Source organism: Orbus sasakiae, from assembly GCF_039542345.1.
In the GTDB taxonomy this organism is placed as follows: Bacteria; Pseudomonadota; Gammaproteobacteria; order Enterobacterales; family Orbaceae; genus Orbus; species Orbus sasakiae.
Genome location: NZ_BAABHY010000001.1, coordinates 1,753,677 through 1,772,929, shown reverse-complemented (window position 1 = coordinate 1,772,929; position 19,253 = coordinate 1,753,677). Strand labels below are relative to the sequence as shown.

Here is a 19,253-nt window from a genome sequence, read left to right as displayed (position 1 = left end):
CCTATTTGCATAGCACATAACATTCGATTATTGATTTTAAAGCTGAATAAAAATGTTCATTTCCTCAAGGGCTGTTCGTCTTTGTTTTTCTTGAATCATTTTGTCAACAGCACGCGGTTCAACGAGTGTTAAGGTTTTGGTTGGACAAACTGAAACGCAAGCTGGACCATTAGGGTTTTCTGCACAGAGATCACATTTTAGGGCTTGTGTTTGATACTGTTCACTGCCACGAGCTTGGTCAAAGCCTAAGTTTTGCGTCACCACTGACATCGCACCAAAAGGGCAAGCAATGACGCAGGTTTTACAGCCAATGCAACGTTCTTGAATGACTTGGATACTGTTATTTTTACGAATAATCGCATCAGTCGGGCATGCATTAGCGCAAGGTGCGTTATCGCATTGTCGACACATGACTGGCACCGTAACGTTCATGCCTTTAATGACACGTAAACGTGGGTTAAAGTTATCTGAAGTCATATTGATATCATTAGCATGTGACATCACACAGGCTATTTCACATGTTTTGCAGCCAATACATTTATTGGCATCGGCTATAATAAATCGGTTTGTCATGATGCTTTCTCCATATCGGCTAATTGGTTTGATTGACTATTCTCAGCAACATTCAAGTACTGCATAATACTTTTAGCGGCCATTCGACCATCCGAAATTGCGGTAACAACTAAATCTGCGCCTCGTACTATATCGCCACCTGCAAAAATTTTAGGATTGTCGGTTTGACAGGCCAATTTTTGGTATGTGATTGGAATCGCCGCGATCGTACCACGACGAGTTAATTGAATGCCTTCTGCACGTAGCCATGAGATGTCATGCGGTAAAAAACCAAATGCAACAATCACCACGTCGGCTTCAAGCACGAACTCAGACCCTTCAATTGGTTGTGGACTACGACGACCTTTGGCATCCGGTTGGCCAAGTTCTGTTTTGACCATACGAATACCAATGACATGATTGTTTTCATCTACCTCTATTTTGATTGGCTGCATCATAAACATAAATTCAGCACCTTCTTCACGGGCATTTTTAACTTCTTTTTTTGAACCCGGCATATTGCTTTCATCACGTCGATAGGCACAAATAGCGCTTTTGGCGCCTTGCCTAATCGATGTACGTAAACAATCCATTGCCGTATCACCGCCGCCGAGTACCACAACCCGTTTGTCTTTGGTATCGATATAAGGTTCAGTCTCCAGTTGTGTTAGCCCCATGACCTGTTTGGTATTGGCGGTTAAAAAAGGCAATGCCTGATATACGCCATTAGCATCTTCATTTTCAAGTTTTGCCTTCATTGATTCGTAGGTACCTATGCCCACAAATACGGCATCATAATCATTTAATAAATCGGTCATCATGATATCTTTGCCAATTTCGGTATTCAGCTGAAATTCAATTCCCATTTCAGTAAATATTTCACGCCGACGCACCATAATCGTTTTTTCAAGTTTAAATGCGGGTATACCAAAGGTCAGCATGCCGCCAATTTCAGGATGGCGATCAAACACGACCGGTGTTATGCCGTTTCGGATTAACACATCCGCGCAAGCAAGCCCCGCTGGGCCGCCACCAATCACGGCGACACGTTTTCCGGTAGACTCAACATAAGACGTGTCTGGACGCCAACCCATAGCGAACGCTGTTTCTGTCACATAACGTTCAATGTTACCAATCGTGACTGCATCACCTTCGTTTTTCAGTGTACATGCACCTTCACACAATCTATCTTGTGGGCAAACACGGCCAGTAATTTCAGGTAAACTGTTAGTACTATTTGATAGTTTTGCGGCCTCAATGATGTTGCCTTCTTTTGCCAGTTTTATCCAATGGGGAATGCGGTTATGTAGTGGGCATGTCCATTCACAAATTGAATTAGGCCCACAGCTAAAACAGCGTGATGCTTGTAATTCTGTTTGTTGTTTAGTAAACCCACGATAGATTTCATGGTAAGTGGTTTTACGTTGTGCTAATGGCGTTTTCTCGGCATCCAATCGGGGAATGGAAATCAACCTAGCAAACGGTGTTTCTTCACTGGTAAAGGGGGAAATTTGTTTACGCGTGATCGCTCTATCTTGTGTTGTACTAAAGGCGGTTTGCTGTTGTTTTTGCATGCGCTGTTCATAAAGCTTATCGATACTGACCAATTTAATTGAGCCAGTAGGGCAGGCAGCTTGACAAGCTGGGCTTTCACGTCGCCCATCACACAGATCGCATTTATGGGCGACAATCGTATTAAAGACGCCTTCACTGTTACCGATGCCGAGTGAACCTTCAATCGATTCATCAACCATACGGATTGCACCAAATGGGCAAGCGACGACGCATGCCTTACAGCCAATGCACAGTGATTTATCTAAGTAGACTTTTTCTTGCCCTTGCTTAAGTGCATGCGATGGACATGATCTGACACAGGGGGCATTTTCACATTGACGACATGCTAAAGCCGTATAGACTTTTTTGCGTCCTTGAGTAATTTTGTGAACTTTTATTCTTGGCTGAAATTGCTCACGTATATCAGGATGTTGGCCCTGATGATAGGTGAACACACAGGCAACTTCACAAGCGTGGCACCCAATACAAGTTTGGGGATTAGCGATAATAAATTGCGTCATATTTGCTCCAATTATCAAATAACACGTACAGCAACAGGCAGAAAATCGTCAGTCCATTGACAGATGCTTTTCTACTGATATCCGTATGTCTTATTTTTGTACTATTACTTCGTGTGTAATTATTATTTTTTTGATAATTGAAGATTAAATTGTCATCAATTATAAAGAATTTTTTAAAATAAAAAATAATAATTATTAATATCTCTTACTAATAACCATATGAAAGCTAATAACTTATTTTGCAAATTTTATAAAAATGGTTAAATTTTTTTAGGTTTAATTGTTTAATTTGATAAAGATCAAATTAAACAGCTAGGCTCTGTTTGAGCAATTAATAATCAAGTATTAATCGTTAATAAATATTAAATGAGAGTGATTGTTATTTGGTTTTTTTGCATTAAATAACTTATTTGAGATTGTATGGGCTCATAATTCGTTGCACGGAGAAAGTCAGCAAAAATGAGAGGAATCGAGATTTGCCGATAACGTTCATTTTCAAGTTGATTGCATGTATGATAAAATTGTCATAATTTGCCTAAGTTAGGCGCATCGAATAGCAAAAACAATTAGGTGTATTTTGAAAAAGTCAGACACAGCTGTAAAGAAACCCCCAAAAACGAAATTTACCAATAGACAAATTGGAATTGAAGTCCTTTTATTGTTAGTGACTGTGGCCGCAGTATACCTGTTACTTTCACTTATTTCATTTGATCCCGCCGATCCAGGTTGGTCACAAACCGCTTGGCATGAGCCGATTCGCAATTGGGGCGGGGTTGTTGGCGCTTATTTATCGGATATATTATTGCAGTTTTTTGGATTTGTTGCTTATAGTGTGCCCATTTTGATGGTTGTGCTTTGTGTTCAAGCGATGATTCATTATTACTACCATAATGATAAGCCAGTAAATTATTTCAGTTTATCACTGCGAGTAATTGGTATTTTAGCTTTTTTATTTAGTGCAACGGGCTTTTTTGCGCTTAATATTCAAGACTTAGAACAATTTCAAGCCGGTGGCATTTTAGGTGACATTGTTGCAGATGAAGTATTGCCTTTTTTCAATCATATTGGCGCTTCAGTCCTATTGTTTGCTATTTGTATTGCTTGTATTACCTTATTAACAGGCCTGTCGTGGTTATTTATTGCCGAAATGGTGGGGGCATGTGTTGTGATGATCGCAACGCCTATTTTGACCCTCATCGTATCGTTATTTAAACGCTCGACACATAAAATTAAACAGCGTCAAGATGATGAACAAAATCGGCAGCTTGATATTGAACTGGCGGAAGTTGAAGATTTGGCTCCGATTGAATCATCAACATCTCAAATCAAGGCATCACAAGATACCTCTGAATTACAAGACGACAATCAGCAGGATTCACATGAGGTACAGCAACATCAGGTAACAACAACAGACTTATCGCATCATGAAAGTGCACTCATTCAAGCGGAACAGCCTGATCCTGTTGCAGAGGTTACACATCAAGTGTCAACGCAACTAATGGCTGAGGAAGAAGAACCGATTTATGCCTCACATCAGCATGAACAACAGAGTGTCATTGATGAAAATAATCCGCCACCTAAATTAGTCGAACACGAGGCAGTCGTTCAACATCATGATTTTACGATTAATCCAGACTATTACTCGCCATTATCATTAGCTAAAGAAGAACATGTGCCTGTTGATGATGAGCAAACCATTGCAATGGTCAAAATTGAAGAAGATGACGTGATAGCACCGGTGGGAAGTTATGGGGCCGTTGATGAGCAGAAGCCACATTCCGTGACAGCAAATGTCGATGAAGTTGTTGATGATTTTGAAGATGAACTTCCTGTGAATAAAATAACCAAAGAGAATATCCACGATAGTTTAATTCATCCTTTATTACAAAAAGAGAATAAGTTGGTGCAGAAGCCAACGACGCCATTACCGTCTTTAAGTTTATTAACAGCACCACCAGTAAAACAGGTGGAAGTTGATCATGTTGCACTTAAAGCAACGGCGGATTTGATTGAAAAAAGTTTAGCTGACTTTAGAGTCAAAGCGCGAGTTGTCGATTATTTACCTGGGCCCGTCATTACTCGCTTTGAAATTGAACTAGCACCCGGTGTTAAAGCGTCGCGTATTTCAACCCTTGATCGCGATTTAGCACGTTCATTGTCAATGCCATCGGTACGTGTAGTTGAAGTCATTCCAGGCAAACCCTATGTCGGGATTGAGTTACCTAATTTACATCGACAAACTGTCTACTTTAGGGAAGTGCTTGATAGTCCTCAATTTAAAGGTGCCCAATCACCGTTAACTGTTGTTCTTGGCAAAGATATTGCCGGGCAATCCGTGGTTGCTGATTTAGCCAAAATGCCACATTTATTGGTTGCAGGTACAACGGGATCAGGTAAATCTGTTGGTGTCAATGCCATGATTTTAAGCATTTTATTTAAATCGCAACCTGAAGATGTGCGGTTTATTATGATTGACCCTAAAATGCTCGAGTTATCGGTTTATGAAGGCATTCCTCACTTATTGACCGATGTAGTGACCGATATGAAAGATGCTGCCAATGCCCTTAATTGGAGCGTTAACGAAATGGAAAGACGTTACCGATTAATGTCAGCATTAGGCGTGCGCAATATTGCTGGTTACAACGAAAAAATAAAATTAGCAGAAGAGATGGGACGACCTATTCCCGATCCATTATGGCGACCAGGTGATAGCATGGATATTGATATGCCGATGTTGGAAAAATTACCTTATATCGTGGTAATGGTCGATGAGTTTGCTGATCTCATTATGGCTGTCGGGAAAAAAGTTGAAGAGTTGATTGCTCGTCTTGCTCAAAAAGCTCGTGCAGCAGGGATTCATTTAGTGCTGGCAACGCAAAGGCCATCGGTTGATGTTATTACTGGGTTGATTAAAGCAAACATCCCTACACGAATCGCTTTTACAGTGTCGAGTAAAATTGACTCACGTACGATATTAGATCAAATGGGAGCCGAATCCCTATTAGGGATGGGGGATATGCTTTATTTAGCACCTAACAGTTCGATACCCGTGCGTGTTCATGGTGCATTTGTTCGAGATGAAGAAGTGCATAGTGTGGTGCAAGACTGGAAAGCACGAGGGATTCCTACCAAATTCATTGAAAATATTACTAGCAGCTCAGATGATGGTGACGGAGATGGATTTGATAATAGTGATGAAGAGCTTGACCCGTTGTTTGACCAAGTGGTAGCTTTTGTGGTGGATAAACGACGGGCTTCTATTTCAGGGGTACAACGTCAGTTCCGAATTGGTTATAATAGGGCAGCAAGAATTGTTGAACAGATGGAGTCGCAAGGTATTGTGAGTGCGCCAAGTCATAATGGTAACCGTGAAGTATTAGCCCCACCGTCAGGACAAGATTATTAATCGTAATTGTCACCTACTTAATCAGTTGAGTTTATTGAATCATGATTAAGTAGGTGTGTTATCTATCGATCTATCGTGAATTTAGCATCGACCCAGTCAATTTAACAATTCGTGTTATTAGACCATAAAAATATGTTTATTTATACAGTTGTTACGTTCATAATAGCTGATAAATTATTTATTTTGCTTTATTATAGTTGTCTATTTAACCGTTGATATGGGCAGGTACTTGGTGAAAAAACTTATTTTAGTATTGGGATTATTAGTGTCTTGCTCAGTATGGGCTGATGCGAAAGAGGTATTACAGCAACGTCTGGATAAAGTGGATGGCTTTTCTGCACGCTTTACACAAACGGTAACAACGGCTGAAAAGCAATTAATTCAGCAAGGTAAAGGTGAATTATGGGTTAATCGTCCTAATTATTTCAATTGGACGATGACTGAACCTGATGAAACCGTTATTTTGTCAGATAATCAAAACTTATGGATTTACATGCCAATGGTTGAACAAGTCACGGTCATGTCGTTAAAGCAAGCTGTTGATAACCGATTATTACTGTTAATTACCGATAGCCATAATGCGGTGTGGAATGAATATCAAGTTGCTCGGCAACAAAATACTTTTACGTTAACGCCCAATGATAATTCAGCACAGCATTTTGTGATTAGTGTTCTCCCAACTGGAATGATTGCTGATTTCACGATTGTTGAAGGTGATGGTCAACGTAGCCAGTATGAACTGTCTCATCAATCATTAGGTAAAGTTGATATGAAACATTTTAAATTCACTATCCCAGATAATGTGACTGTGGATGATCAACGCTAGTTGGAAGGTAGGATGTCGACGTTTTCATTTGATTTCTCTAACGAACAATTTAAGCCTTTAGCGGCCAGAATGCGTCCGCGGACTTTGTCCGAATATATTGGGCAAAGTCATCTGTTGGGAGAGGGTAAACCTTTACCTAAAGCAATAGAAGCGGGTCATTTGCACTCCATGATTTTATGGGGCCCGCCTGGAACTGGAAAAACAACACTCGCTGAGATTATTGCGCATCATGGTCACGCAAAAGTTGAGCGGTTGTCTGCGGTGACATCAGGGATTAAAGATATTCGTGAAGCGGTTGAACGCGCAAAGCAAAATCAACAAATGGGGTTTAGAACCATCTTATTTGTTGACGAAGTACATCGGTTTAATAAAAGCCAACAAGATGCATTCTTACCGTTTGTTGAAGACGGTACGGTAACCTTTATTGGCGCGACGACCGAAAACCCTTCATTTGAATTGAATTCAGCACTGTTATCACGCGCTAGAGTTTATCTACTTAAATCATTAACTGAACAGGATATTGAGCAGATCCTGACTCAAGCAATGCGAGATAAAGATCGGGGCTATGGTAGTACCTCATTTGAATTATTAGATGATACCAAAACACAGATTGCACAATTTGTTGGTGGTGATGCGCGACGTGCATTAAACACACTTGAATTGCTGGTTGATATGGCTGGTGATCATCAAATGTTAACCCCTGAATTGTTAAAAGAAGTGGTTGGTGAGCGTAGTGCGCGTTTTGATAATCAAGGCGATCGATATTATGATCTCATTTCAGCTGTACATAAATCGATTCGAGGCTCGGCGCCCGATGCGGCGCTGTACTGGTATGCTAGAATTATTAGTGCAGGAGGCGATCCTCTTTATGTTGCTCGTCGTTTGCTGGCAATTGCTTCAGAAGATGTGGGTAATGCCGATCCAAGAGCGATGCAGGTAGCCTTGTCAGCATGGGATTGTTTTACGCGCGTGGGACCGGCAGAAGGCGAACGTGCTATTGCTCAGGCTATTGTATATTTAGCCTGTGCACCAAAAAGTAACGCGGTCTATATGGCCTTTAATCAAGCAATGAAAGACGCACAAAGTTTGCCTGATTATGATGTTCCCGAGCATTTACGCAATGCGCCAACCAAGCTAATGAAAAGTTTGGGCTATGGTCAGGAGTACCGTTATGCACATAATGAAGATAATGCTTATGCGGCTGGAGAAAATTATTTCCCACCAGAAATTGCAGACCGTCAGTATTACCAGCCAACCGAACGCGGTGCAGAGCGGCAATATAAAGAAAAACTGACTTGGTTAGCCGATTTAGATGCGAAAAGCAGTATAAAACGCTATAAAAAATAGGTATTTATTCTATAACCGCTGATTTACATTAAAGTCGAGCTAACGACGACCGATTGCAATATTGTTATGTCACTTGTACTTGTCATCATAGGATGGCTCGTTTTTTTGCAATGTGTTCACAATCCATTGATAGTCGTGAGCGCTTTGCTGATAAACGATTTGCCAAAATCTGATTTTGTATACTAAATGTTTGAGAACAAGATGCTAGGACTATTTAATATCGATTTAGATCACGCTTATTGATAAATATTATTCAGATAAAAATAATGTGTTGACCTTGTAGTGACTTTAGGGTTTAAAGTGCTAACTATCAAATAAGGCTTTTGTTGGTCTTTCTAACAAAGCCATTAATCCTTTAATTTCATGAGGTCAGCTATGAGTCAACATCGTCACCAATCTACAACGTGTTGCGATTCACCACAAACACCTGAGCATGACGCCGTTTCAGAATCGAACAATGCAAGCTCATGCTGTAGTCATACTGCTGTAAGCATAAATTTAAGTGATAACAATCGCCTCCCAGTGAGTAATGATACACAAGCAGTGTACCGCATTAATAATATGGATTGCCCAACCGAAGAAGCGCTGATTCGTAAAAAACTGGCTAACATGGATGGTATTATTGGTTTAGAGTTTAATTTGATGCAACGTTTGTTAACGGTGCATCATCAGCAAGCATCATTAACGGATATAGAAGCTGCCTTGATTGCGATTGATATGGCACCTGAAATCATTTTAGCAACAGATACACCACAAAATGCGAATTATTCGCCTGTGATTAAATGGAAACGATTGGTTACGGCAGGCATATTTGCATTCGCATCAGAAATTACCCATTTTATTGCTGGACCGGATTGGCTCGTTTTGACTCTAGCCATTTTAGCGATTGTTTTAGGCGGCTTTACAACCTATAAAAAAGGCTGGATTGCCCTCAAAAATTTTAACTTAAATATGAACGCGTTAATGTCGTTTGCGGTTACAGGCGCATTGGTGATTGGGCAATGGCCAGAGGCCTCTATGGTTATGGTGCTATTTACTTTAGCTGAAGCGATTGAAGCAAAATCAATGGATAGGGCACGTAATGCAATAAAAAATCTATTGAGTTTAACACCAGAACAAGCCATGGTACGGCAAAGTGATGGCAATTGGCTTAAAGTTGATGTTAAAACGGTAACCGTTGGGAATGTCGTTCGCGTCAATCCGGGTGAACGTATTGCATTAGATGGCCAAATCATATCCGGCCAGTCGACAATAAACCAAGCTCCAATCACGGGCGAAAGTTTACCAATTGAAAAAACGGTTGGTGATCCGGTATTTGCCGGTACGATCAATGAATCAGGTTCATTTGAATATAGTGTGACAGCATTGGCAACGCAATCAACCTTATCACGAATTATTAAAGCGGTTGAATCTGCTCAAGGCAGTAGAGCACAGACACAACGTTTTGTTGATAATTTTGCTAAAGTGTATACACCTGTGGTGTTTGTCATTGCATTAGGTGTTGCCCTTATTCCTCCGTTATTCATGAACGGTATTTGGTTTGATTGGGTTTATAAAGCATTGGTCTTACTTGTGATTGCTTGCCCTTGTGCATTGGTTATCTCAACACCGGTCACAATTGTTAGTGGTTTAGCCGCGGCGACGCGATACGGTATTTTAATTAAAGGCGGGATGTACCTTGAACAAGGACGCAAATTATCCGCACTTGCATTAGATAAAACGGGCACAATTACATACGGTAAACCTAAACAAACCGATTTTATTGATATAGGTCATCTTGACCCGCAACAGGTTAAACACATTGCGGCAAGTCTTGCAGCCCGTTCAGATCATCCGGTTTCTAAAGCCATTGCAGCGTCTGCACAAATGGAGCAGATTACACTCGAGAATGTGAGCAATTTTGTTGCGATATTAGGGCAGGGTACACGAGGTGAAATTAATGGTGAGTTATGGTATTTAGGTAATCACCGCATGGCAGAAGCGTTAGGGGTATGCAAGCCATCCTTAGAACAGCAAATTAATCGATTAGAGCAACAAGGCAAAACAGTCGTTATGCTAATGGAGCCGCAAGGTGTGCAGGGCATATTTGCTGTCGCGGACACCATAAAAGAAAGCAGTGTTACGGCAATTTCTGAACTAAAAAGTTTAGGCATTAAAACGGTGATGTTAACTGGTGATAATGTTCATACTGCGAATGTGATTGCAAAACAAGTCGGTATCACTGAGGCTAAAGGTAATTTATTACCTGAAGATAAATTAAATGTTGTTAATCAATTAGCACAGTCAGGTATTGTTGGTATGGTGGGGGATGGCATTAATGATGCACCTGCGCTTGCCCGAGCGGATATCGGTTTTGCCATGGGGGCGATTGGAACGGATACAGCGATAGAAACCGCTGATGTGGCTTTAATGGATGATGATTTACGTAAAATTCCACAATTTGTTCGTTTATCGAAAGCGACGTTTTCGATATTAGTACAAAATATCGTATTTGCCTTGGTAGTAAAAGCGGTGTTCTTTATTTTAACATTTACTGGTGAGACAAATATGTGGATGGCCGTATTTGCAGATATAGGGACAAGCTTATTAGTTGTTGCAAATGGATTGAGATTATTACGAAAATAGCACAAATTCATACTGAATCATTTGATGGTCGGCGTATCATATTGAACAATCATCAATATACTAAGGAAAATAATTATGAAACTCATTGTTGATAATATGACATGTAATCATTGTGTTAAAGCTGTAACAAAAGCCATTAATGATGTTGATCCTAACGCAAAAGTATCGGTCGACCTAACCAAAAAAGAAGTCACTATTGATGGTGGTTCTATTTCTCAAGAGGCTGCTATTAAAGCGGTTGATGATGCAGGTTATCAATTTGTTGGTATTGGCTATTAATTTAATTTAGGGATTGTCTTAAATCTGTCTTTGCTTTAAGACAATCCTTGAATCATAAGATTGATATGTGATTAGCGACGAATATCATAAATGATATTACTGTTTTTTAATTCTATAATTTCCGGTTCCGTTAAAGCGACAATTTCGTCGTCATTTTCCACATACTCAATGGTTGATAGCGTTTTGGGGATGCCTTTTTTCTTATCATAAGCGACGTTAGCAATTGCAAATAAATAATATTCATCTTCAAAACCGACGAGTTTCATCGTGCCATAAGCATGAATTTCACTGTTATATCCACTACTGTCAATTTTCGCTAAATCGGCAAAATAGATATCATTGACTTGTGGTTGAGTCATATATTGATTAACGAGTGCAGCCTCTTGTTTACTACTGTATATTGCATAGCTTACTAAAAACACCATGAGTAAACAGCTGATAAGCCAGCCCCACTTTCGAATAATCGGAATCTTCTCTTTGTGATGGGTTTGCTTGAATTCTGATTTCGTTATGTAGGCTCCATGGCCACAACGTTCGCAAACAACAGCATATTGTCGAGAAGTCAGAAAACTAAAGAGATACCATAAGTGAAAAAATCGATAATCGATAACCGTGTTGAATTGAGTGACATCATTGCACGTACTGCATGTTTGATGTGTCGCTTCTCCAGCCGTAACTCGATTACCACCTCTCCCCCAGATGAAAAACATACCTACTCCTTATATTATATTGTTATTATTTATCTTTTTTTATTTTTTAAGTGGTATCATATGCAGAGTTATATTGATACGGCCGTGATTATAACGAGAAACTGTTACGCTATCAATTAAGTTAAACTGATAATCGACTTAGCGAAAACGAATGTATTGCATTTTCGCTAAGAACGATATGACGGTTATTGAAAATCAGCGAGTCTTTCAAAGATACTTAAGTTATCACTTTTATTGACATCTTGCACATCTTCTAATTTTTCAACTTGGCTGATCATTTGGGATAATCGCTCGTCATTTTGCACTAAGAGCCAAATACGGCTATAGCCTGAACCGTTTAGAGGTAAGCATAAAATACCCTCAACATTAAATGCGCGACGAGCAAATAATCCGCAAATATGCGTCATAACGCCGGGGTGGTTAAGGACGGTTAAGGTTAAAACTATTTGAGTTGCGGGTTGTGACATATTATTCTCCTACCATTTCAATGTTTGCAGCGCCTGGTGGTACCATTGGATAAACTTTTTCATTAATATCAATGTACGCATGAATTAAACAAGGCCCTGGTGTGTTGATTGCTTGGGTTAGTGCGTGTACTGGATCAGTCTGATCATTTAAATTGCATGTATTTAAGCCGAATCCTTGTGCTATTTTGATAAAATCAGCTTGATAGGGAAACGTTGATGAAAAAATACGTTGACCATAAAATAACGTTTGTTGTTGATGAACTAGACCTAGCGCCTGATTATTCAATAAAATAATTTTTATATTGAGATTATGTTCAGCAGCTGTTGCCAGTTCTTGGATATTCATCATAATACTGCCATCGCCGGTAAAACAGATAACCACCTGTTCAGGACTAACCAGCGCGGCACCGATTGCAGTAGGTAGCCCAAATCCCATCGTACCAAGACCGCCTGAGGTGAGTAGTTGCCTTGGTCGACTAAACGGATACGCTTGAGCTACCCACATTTGGTGTTGGCCAACATCTGTCGTAATGACAGCTTTAGGGCCGGCTATTTTTGCCACAGCTTGAATTAATCCATAATGGCTGAGTGGATCATTACTGTGATGTGAGCATGGAAACTGATGTTTGATATGCTCAATTTGCTTCAACCATTCATGTCTTGGTTGCGGCGTAATGTTGGCTAATAGTTGTTGCAAAACGTCAGCAACATCAGCATGAATCGCAATATCGGGTTGCTTAACCTTACCTAATTCAGCGCGATCGATATCAACATGAATAATCTTGGCATTGGGACAAAATTGTTCAGTTTTACCAATCGCTCGGTCATCAAAGCGTGCACCAAGTACAATCAGTAAATCAGCTTCTTGCAAAATTAAGTTAGTGCTACGTTTAGCATGCATGCCCAGCATACCCAGTGATAATGGGTGATCACTTGCAATACAACCTAATGCCATCAATGTTGTTGTGGTCGGAATATTTGACTTTTCAATTAATGCCAATGCGGCTTCATGTGCATCAGCAAAAACAATACCGCCACCAAGATAAGCAATCGGACGTTTAGCATCATTAATTAAACTTGCTGCCTGTTCAATTTGCATACTCTCTATCTGGGGATGCGGATGATGGACAGAAAAATCGGGTAAGGCTTCAATCTCAATGGTTGCGGTTTGAATATCTTTAGGCACATCCACCCATACCGGCCCAGGTCGACCAGATTGCGCAATCCGAAATGCATTTTGCATAACACCGGCTAATTCTTCAATACTGCGGACTAAATAGTTATGTTTTGTAATGGGAATTGAAATACCATAGGTATCCACTTCTTGGAATGCATCAGTACCAATCGTTGATGAGGAAACTTGCCCCGTAATACAGACGATTGGAATTGAATCCAGTTTGGCATCTGCAATCGCTGTTAACAAATTGGTTGCACCAGGCCCACTTGAAGCAAGGCATACGGCAGGTTTACCATTGGTTCGCGTCATTCCTTGAGCAATAAATCCTGCAGCTTGTTCATGGCGTGTAAGAATATGTTGTATCTGTTGGCTTTGTCCTAATGCATCATATAAAGGTAAGATTGCACCACCAGGTATACCCGCAACTTGTGTGATACCATAATGTTCAAGAATTTTTACAATAAGCTCGGCACCCGTTAAGCGCAAAGGTTGTGTGGTATGGGAAGATTGCATCGCTCTTTATCCTTATCATTCTATTGCCGGGATAACATGAGCAGGATACTAAAAAGAAACCCCGCTCGGTGTTTGCACCGGCGGGGTTATCGTCAACGTGTTGATTTAATCCCGTCGCGGCGCATTGCCGACCACCACACGCACGACGACGAGCACTGAATTAATCAGTGTAGCAATAAGCTGTGTCGACGTTAATGTAGTCATGGGATCATTTTCTCTTTGTTATTAATTGGGAGTTATAACAACATAATTTTTCTTGCTAAGCAATAATTTTTCGAAAAAAAAGCCAAATCAATATAAAAATGTGAAAAAGATCACGAAATTTGGTTTAGCCTAAATTTTTTTCTATTTCACAAAAATCAGGACGTAACATATAGTTTACATTAACTGACGCATATAAAATTTCTCTGTTTGGTGCAATCACATAGCTTGCAGGTATAGGTAATTGATAGCTATCATCTCCATTAAAATTTGCAATATTAGCGCCTAAATTTTGGTATAAGGTTCGAATATCCTCTGGTAATGTAAAAACTAAGCCAAATTTTTTAGCGACTAGGTTTCCTTTGTCTGAAAGTAGGGTAAAGTTAATATGATGATCATGTTTTAACTGATTATTGATTGCTGGGGTTTGGGGTGAAATAGCAATAACTGTGGCTTGTTTACCTGCTAAAAGTTTATCACGATAGTGTTGTAATTGTGCGACACAAAATGGGCACCAACTACCACGAAAGAAAAAGATAAAAGTTGGATCTTGTTTATTCAGTAATTGTGTTAATGAGTAAATATTACCTTCAGAGCCAGTTAGTGTAAAATCAGGCGCTATATCATGAGCTTTGAGTGCATTTTTATCCAGATTTTGTTTAAGCATATCAGTCAAAGACGATTCTAATTGTGCTGTTATCTCTGGCGGTAATTGTCTTAATAATTGTGTTTGAATATTTTGCAATGTGGTAAGTAAAGTCATTTTATTATTCCTTGTCTCTAAGGTTATTCAACAGCTTGGTGAGTAATTGAGTTAATTGTTCAGCTTCCCCCTGACTGAAATTATCGGTTAATTGTTCTATCCATTTCGTATGAATTGAAAACAGTTGACTAATTAATTGGCGACCTGTTTTGGTTAGGGTAATGATCTGTTTACGACCATCTTGTGGATCGAGTGCTTTATTGATGAATTGATCTTTAATTAAAGATTGCAGTAAAGCCGAAATAGTAGCTTTTGTTACTCCGCAATGATGAGCGATTTCTAAAGGTGATAAGTGGTCATATTGCATTAATAAAGCCAAAATCAGAAATCGTCCTTCTGATAGATTATAGTGTGACAGCTTATCTGCACAGCTTTTATCAATTCTGTTTGCTGCGGACAAAACATGCAAACAAATTGCGATTTTTTTTGCATGATGGGGATCTTGATGTTTAACAAGATCAATCAGTGTTAAGTATTTTTTCTCTAGGTTTATCATATTGTTTAGTAAAATTAGTTAGCCATCTAACTAATTTATTGCAGCGAATCATAATTGTCAACCATAGTCTGTTGGATTATTTAATTAAGGCTAACTGTCCATTCATCTTCAAATTGTTTGACAAAATCAACCAGAATTTGATGGCGTTTTGCGGCGAGTTTTTTTCCCGCATGGGTATTCATCTGATCTTTAAGTAGAAAGAGTTTTTCGTAAAAATGGTTAATCACGGTATTAGGGCGCTTATAATCGTCTTCCGTCATGTCACTGCGTGGCAACACTTTTGGGTCATGCATCATATTTTTTTTATTACCACCATAATAAAACGTGCGACCAATGCCGATTGCACCTAATGCATCGAGCCTATCCGCGTCTTGTACGATTTGTCCCTCTTTACTCAAGGATTGTTTGGTGGATAAATTTTTACGAAATGACATATTGTCAATGATGTCCAAAATCGCATTTTGCACAGATTCAGTCACAGATTGTTGCTTGAGAAATGTGATAAGATCTTGTCGTGCCTGTTCACTATTATCGGTGACTTTATCATCAATAACATCATGCAAATAGGCACTCATTGTGACAATAAAAAGATCGCTTTCAGGTTCGGTTGTTTGAATATGCGTGGCGAGTTTAACGACACGTTCGATATGGGCAATATCATGACCCGAAAAATCATGAGCAAGTTTTTCTTTTACGTAATGATGTGTATTGATTATGATTTGTTGAGATTGGCTTAGCATCGTTAACTTGTTAATATTAAACTGGAACAATAATATGAATTATACACAACAATCCGTTATTTGGTGAGTGAATAAATTTTTAGAGGTCGTGTGATGAAACTCGTTGTACTGGTTGATAATAATACCCTGATTGATCACTATTATTTGGGTGAACCCGGTGTTTGCTATTATATTGAAGATGAAGGGCAAAGGTTATTGTTGGATGTTGGTTATTCTGATATTTTCATTAAAAATGCGAAATTAATGGGGATTGATCTCACCACTGTTTCAACAATTGCGATTTCTCATGGTCATAACGATCATACTCGAGGATTGCAATTTTTAGCCAAAGAAATGGATCTAAAAATGGTTAATCTTGTTGCTCATCCCGATGCATTTAAAACGAAAATATTTGAAAATGAATCGATTGGTTCACCTTTTGATGAATCACAACTGCAAACAATGTGTTCATTACAATTATCGAAAACCCCAATCAAAATTAGTCCAAATATCACGTTTTTAGGCGAAATCCCATCATCCAATGATTTTGAACACCGTCAGCATTTTGGCTGTATTGTCGATCCATGTCATCATGAGATGGACGTTGATTACGTGTTAGATGACTCGGCATTAGTGTATCAAAGTAGAACAGGACTATTTATTATTACCGGTTGTTCACATAGTGGTATCTGTAATATTGTTGAATATGCTAAGCAGGTTTGTAATGAAACCAAAGTGGTGGGCATCATTGGTGGCTTTCATTTATTTGAACGTTCTAAACAACTCAGCCATACAGTTGAATATTTTGTGAAAAATGAGATTAGACAGCTTTATCCGTGTCACTGTGTCTCATTTATCGCAAAATCTGAGATTAATCAGGCGATTCCTGTGCATGAGGTCGGGGTAAGTTTGACCCTAGAAATTGACTGATATGGCGTGCAGTTTGTCAAAAGAATAAATTAAAATAATTGGATCGTGATTTTATTGTTTAAACATAATAGAATAATTTTAGTCTAAATTTATTTAATATTTTGTCAGGAGTCGGTATGAAAGATCGTTTAAAATGGGTTGATGAATTCTGCTTTATGGGTGAGACGGCAAGTGGTCACACATTAATTATGGATGGTGGCGTAGAACATGGCGGTCGTAACCGCGGAGCAAGACCAATGGAACTATTGCTTCATGGTGCAGCGGGTTGTATGGCATATGATATTACGGCGATTTTAAAAACAGCAAAACAAGATGTCCGTGATATGTGGATTGATATTGAAAAGACACAAGCTGACACCTCTCCTAAAGTTTATACCACCATTAATTTCCATATTGTGATTACAGGGAAATCAGTGACCAATGAATCCGTTGAAAGAGCAATTCAACTCGCATCTGAAAAATATTGCAGTGCGTCAATCATGTTAGGTAAAACGGCAAAAATGAGTTATACCTACGAAATTAGAGAACAAAACTAATTTACTCCCCTGTTTGAAAGTGCCTAAATTTAGGCACTTTATCCTATCTACGGCAATAATGTGTCGGTTTTGTCTTCCATTATTATCTATTGTATCTGATCCAGAACATAAACTGATATTGCTCGATAAAGAGTGGTGTCATTATTGCTTATCGGCATACTGGCAATACGCCCATTTTTATATAACTGATTGGAATAAGATAATGCGGATAAATTCTTAGCATATTTTAGTAATCTCATTATGATATCAGCATGTGGTTTAACGAATTGAGATAATCTATGCAACAATTAACAAAAAGTATGCGGTTTCGGGATTTAGTAATTCTTGGTCTGCTTTTCATTGGCCCCGCCGCTCCCGTGGGTTTATTTGGTGTACTTGATGCCATTAGTGATGGTGCAATTGCATTAGTGTATATTGTTGCCACGGGAGTGATGGCATTTACGGCATTTTCTTATGCCAGAATGTCTCGTGAGCTGCCACATGCAGGTTCAGTTTATGCTTATTGTTCTGCGGGCATCCATCCTAACGCAGGCTTTCTCGTTGGTTGGTTATTATTGCTCGACTATATGTTTATTCCTGCTGTTGCATATCTGTTTAGCGGCATTTCATTAAATGCCATTATTCCAAGTGTACCTGTTTGGGTATGGACATGTATTGCGGTAGCGCTAACAACCACATTAAATTTGGTCGGAATCAAAAAATCAGCCAAAATTACCTTGATCATTTTAGTCCTTGAAATTGTGGTATTAGCGGCTGTATTGATTATGGGGATTTGGATTTTAATTACCAGCGGTGCGCAAAGAGACTGGTTACATCCATTTGTCGGTGGGGCGTTATTTAGTTGGAGTAATTTATTTACGGCTGTCTCGATTGCTGTTTTATCCTACTTAGGGTTTGACGCGATCGCCACATTTGCTGAAGAAAATGGGGGAAAACGCAGCTTAGTCAGTAAGGCTATCATCGGATGTTTAATCTTGGCCGGGACATTATTTGTGGTTCAAACGTATATTGGCGCTTTATTAAGTCCATATTCACCAGAATATTTACGTGCTAACCCTGGCTTACAAGGCAAAGCATATTATGACATTGTCAATCAAGAACTCGCTGTTTGGTTAGGTTGGGCTCTCGCTCTAATGAAAGCGATTGGGGCTGCATTTGCGGCCATGGTAGGTCAAGCCGCCGCCAGCCGTTTATTGTTCGGCATGGGGCGTGATAAACGGTTACCCTCAATATTAGCCAAAGTAGGTAAACACAGTGGTGCACCAACGATTGCGATTTTATTTGCCGCTGGTTTCAATTTATGTTTGGCAGCGATTGCAGCCAACAGCGCTAAAGGGCTACCGACTTTAGTCTCTTTTGTCGATGTGGGTGCATTAAGTGCGTTTATTATGTTACATGTTGCAGTAATTGGTTATTTTAAATTTAAGAAAAAAACGCGTGGGTTATCCGCTTTAGTTAGCGATATTGTTGTCCCTATTATCGGTATCATTGTTTTATTGCCCGTATTATTACATATCGATATTGATGCGAAAATGGTCGGGGTAGGGTGGTTGATTATTGGCGTGCTTATCTTATTTTTTAATCATGATAAATCTGATTTGACTTGGCTTGATGCTGCAAAATAGGATGAA

Annotated in this window: 16 protein-coding genes; 8 read left to right on the top strand and 8 right to left on the bottom strand. The window is 39.4% G+C overall.

All coding sequences use genetic code 11. The features are described from left to right. Window positions 1-36 precede the first annotated feature (36 nt). A complete protein-coding gene (locus ABEA36_RS07800) occupies window positions 37-573 on the bottom strand; it encodes a 4Fe-4S dicluster domain-containing protein (RefSeq protein WP_345490582.1) in 537 nt (178 codons plus the stop codon). Continuing rightward, complete coding sequence (gene aegA, locus ABEA36_RS07795) at window positions 570-2,627, bottom strand: formate-dependent uric acid utilization protein AegA (protein WP_345490580.1); 2,058 nt, start codon at window positions 2,625-2,627, stop codon at window positions 570-572. The genes ABEA36_RS07800 and aegA overlap by 4 nt, the downstream gene beginning before the upstream one ends. A gap of 577 nt (window positions 2,628-3,204) precedes the next feature. Here aegA and ABEA36_RS13270 point away from each other — a divergent pair. From ABEA36_RS13270 to ABEA36_RS07765, 5 genes are all read left to right on the top strand, one after another. Next, complete coding sequence (locus ABEA36_RS13270; RefSeq protein ID WP_425571880.1) at window positions 3,205-6,033, top strand: DNA translocase FtsK; 2,829 nt, start codon at window positions 3,205-3,207, stop codon at window positions 6,031-6,033. A gap of 232 nt (window positions 6,034-6,265) precedes the next feature. After that, a complete protein-coding gene (gene lolA, locus ABEA36_RS07780) occupies window positions 6,266-6,859 on the top strand; it encodes an outer membrane lipoprotein periplasmic chaperone LolA (RefSeq protein ID WP_345490578.1) in 594 nt (197 codons plus the stop codon). Window positions 6,860-6,871: 12 nt separating this feature from the next. Beyond that, window positions 6,872-8,206, top strand: coding sequence for a replication-associated recombination protein A (locus ABEA36_RS07775; protein ID WP_345490576.1), 1,335 nt, complete (start codon window positions 6,872-6,874; stop codon window positions 8,204-8,206). Between the two features lie 375 nt (window positions 8,207-8,581). Then, on the top strand, window positions 8,582-10,831 hold the full coding sequence (locus ABEA36_RS07770) for a heavy metal translocating P-type ATPase (protein ID WP_425571879.1): 2,250 nt from the start codon (window positions 8,582-8,584) through the stop codon (window positions 10,829-10,831). A 75-nt stretch (window positions 10,832-10,906) separates the two neighbouring features. Further along, window positions 10,907-11,110 (top strand): heavy-metal-associated domain-containing protein, encoded by a 204-nt coding sequence (locus ABEA36_RS07765; RefSeq protein WP_345490574.1) that lies wholly within the window; start codon window positions 10,907-10,909, stop codon window positions 11,108-11,110. Window positions 11,111-11,181: 71 nt separating this feature from the next. Here ABEA36_RS07765 and ABEA36_RS07760 read toward each other — a convergent pair whose 3' ends face one another. The 6 genes from ABEA36_RS07760 to ABEA36_RS07735 all read right to left on the bottom strand — a co-directional run bounded on the left by ABEA36_RS07760 (window position 11,182) and on the right by ABEA36_RS07735 (window position 16,177). After that, entirely contained in the window at window positions 11,182-11,820 is a 639-nt protein-coding gene (locus tag ABEA36_RS07760; protein WP_345490572.1) for a hypothetical protein, read from the bottom strand. A gap of 185 nt (window positions 11,821-12,005) precedes the next feature. Then, window positions 12,006-12,287, bottom strand: coding sequence for an acetolactate synthase small subunit (ilvN, locus tag ABEA36_RS07755; RefSeq protein ID WP_345490570.1), 282 nt, complete (start codon window positions 12,285-12,287; stop codon window positions 12,006-12,008). 1 nt (window position 12,288) lies between these two features. Continuing rightward, a complete protein-coding gene (ilvB, locus tag ABEA36_RS07750) occupies window positions 12,289-13,950 on the bottom strand; it encodes an acetolactate synthase large subunit (protein ID WP_345490923.1) in 1,662 nt (553 codons plus the stop codon). 355 nt (window positions 13,951-14,305) lie between these two features. Further along, window positions 14,306-14,941, bottom strand: coding sequence for a peroxiredoxin-like family protein (locus ABEA36_RS07745; protein WP_345490567.1), 636 nt, complete (start codon window positions 14,939-14,941; stop codon window positions 14,306-14,308). A 4-nt stretch (window positions 14,942-14,945) separates the two neighbouring features. Next, window positions 14,946-15,437 (bottom strand): MarR family winged helix-turn-helix transcriptional regulator, encoded by a 492-nt coding sequence (locus tag ABEA36_RS07740; RefSeq protein WP_345490565.1) that lies wholly within the window; start codon window positions 15,435-15,437, stop codon window positions 14,946-14,948. A gap of 80 nt (window positions 15,438-15,517) precedes the next feature. Then, window positions 15,518-16,177, bottom strand: coding sequence for an HD domain-containing protein (locus ABEA36_RS07735; protein ID WP_345490562.1), 660 nt, complete (start codon window positions 16,175-16,177; stop codon window positions 15,518-15,520). Window positions 16,178-16,270: 93 nt separating this feature from the next. Here ABEA36_RS07735 and ABEA36_RS07730 point away from each other — a divergent pair, with 93 nt between their 5' ends. The 3 genes from ABEA36_RS07730 (at window position 16,271) to ABEA36_RS07720 (ending at window position 19,247) form a co-directional block, all read left to right on the top strand. Continuing rightward, entirely contained in the window at window positions 16,271-17,086 is an 816-nt protein-coding gene (locus tag ABEA36_RS07730; protein ID WP_345490560.1) for an MBL fold metallo-hydrolase, read from the top strand. A gap of 116 nt (window positions 17,087-17,202) precedes the next feature. Further along, window positions 17,203-17,622, top strand: coding sequence for an OsmC family protein (locus tag ABEA36_RS07725; RefSeq protein ID WP_345490558.1), 420 nt, complete (start codon window positions 17,203-17,205; stop codon window positions 17,620-17,622). 278 nt (window positions 17,623-17,900) lie between these two features. Beyond that, window positions 17,901-19,247: an APC family permease gene (locus tag ABEA36_RS07720; RefSeq protein ID WP_345490556.1), complete on the top strand. Its 1,347-nt coding sequence runs from the start codon at window positions 17,901-17,903 to the stop codon at window positions 19,245-19,247. Window positions 19,248-19,253: the final 6 nt, after the last annotated feature.

Coding starts and splice junctions, on each gene's coding strand:
- ABEA36_RS07720 (WP_345490556.1), top strand. CDS start 17,901: ATGCAACAATTAACAAAAAGTATGCGGTTTCGGGATTTAGTAATTCTT.
- ABEA36_RS07765 (WP_345490574.1), top strand. CDS start 10,907: ATGAAACTCATTGTTGATAATATGACATGTAATCATTGTGTTAAAGCT.
- ABEA36_RS07760 (WP_345490572.1), bottom strand. CDS start 11,820: ATGTTTTTCATCTGGGGGAGAGGTGGTAATCGAGTTACGGCTGGAGAA.
- ABEA36_RS07735 (WP_345490562.1), bottom strand. CDS start 16,177: ATGCTAAGCCAATCTCAACAAATCATAATCAATACACATCATTACGTA.
- ABEA36_RS07740 (WP_345490565.1), bottom strand. CDS start 15,437: ATGATAAACCTAGAGAAAAAATACTTAACACTGATTGATCTTGTTAAA.
- ABEA36_RS07770 (WP_425571879.1), top strand. CDS start 8,582: ATGAGTCAACATCGTCACCAATCTACAACGTGTTGCGATTCACCACAA.
- ABEA36_RS07775 (WP_345490576.1), top strand. CDS start 6,872: ATGTCGACGTTTTCATTTGATTTCTCTAACGAACAATTTAAGCCTTTA.
- ABEA36_RS07800 (WP_345490582.1), bottom strand. CDS start 573: ATGACAAACCGATTTATTATAGCCGATGCCAATAAATGTATTGGCTGC.
- ilvN (WP_345490570.1), bottom strand. CDS start 12,287: ATGTCACAACCCGCAACTCAAATAGTTTTAACCTTAACCGTCCTTAAC.
- aegA (WP_345490580.1), bottom strand. CDS start 2,627: ATGACGCAATTTATTATCGCTAATCCCCAAACTTGTATTGGGTGCCAC.
- ABEA36_RS07725 (WP_345490558.1), top strand. CDS start 17,203: ATGAAAGATCGTTTAAAATGGGTTGATGAATTCTGCTTTATGGGTGAG.
- ABEA36_RS07745 (WP_345490567.1), bottom strand. CDS start 14,941: ATGACTTTACTTACCACATTGCAAAATATTCAAACACAATTATTAAGA.
- ABEA36_RS07730 (WP_345490560.1), top strand. CDS start 16,271: ATGAAACTCGTTGTACTGGTTGATAATAATACCCTGATTGATCACTAT.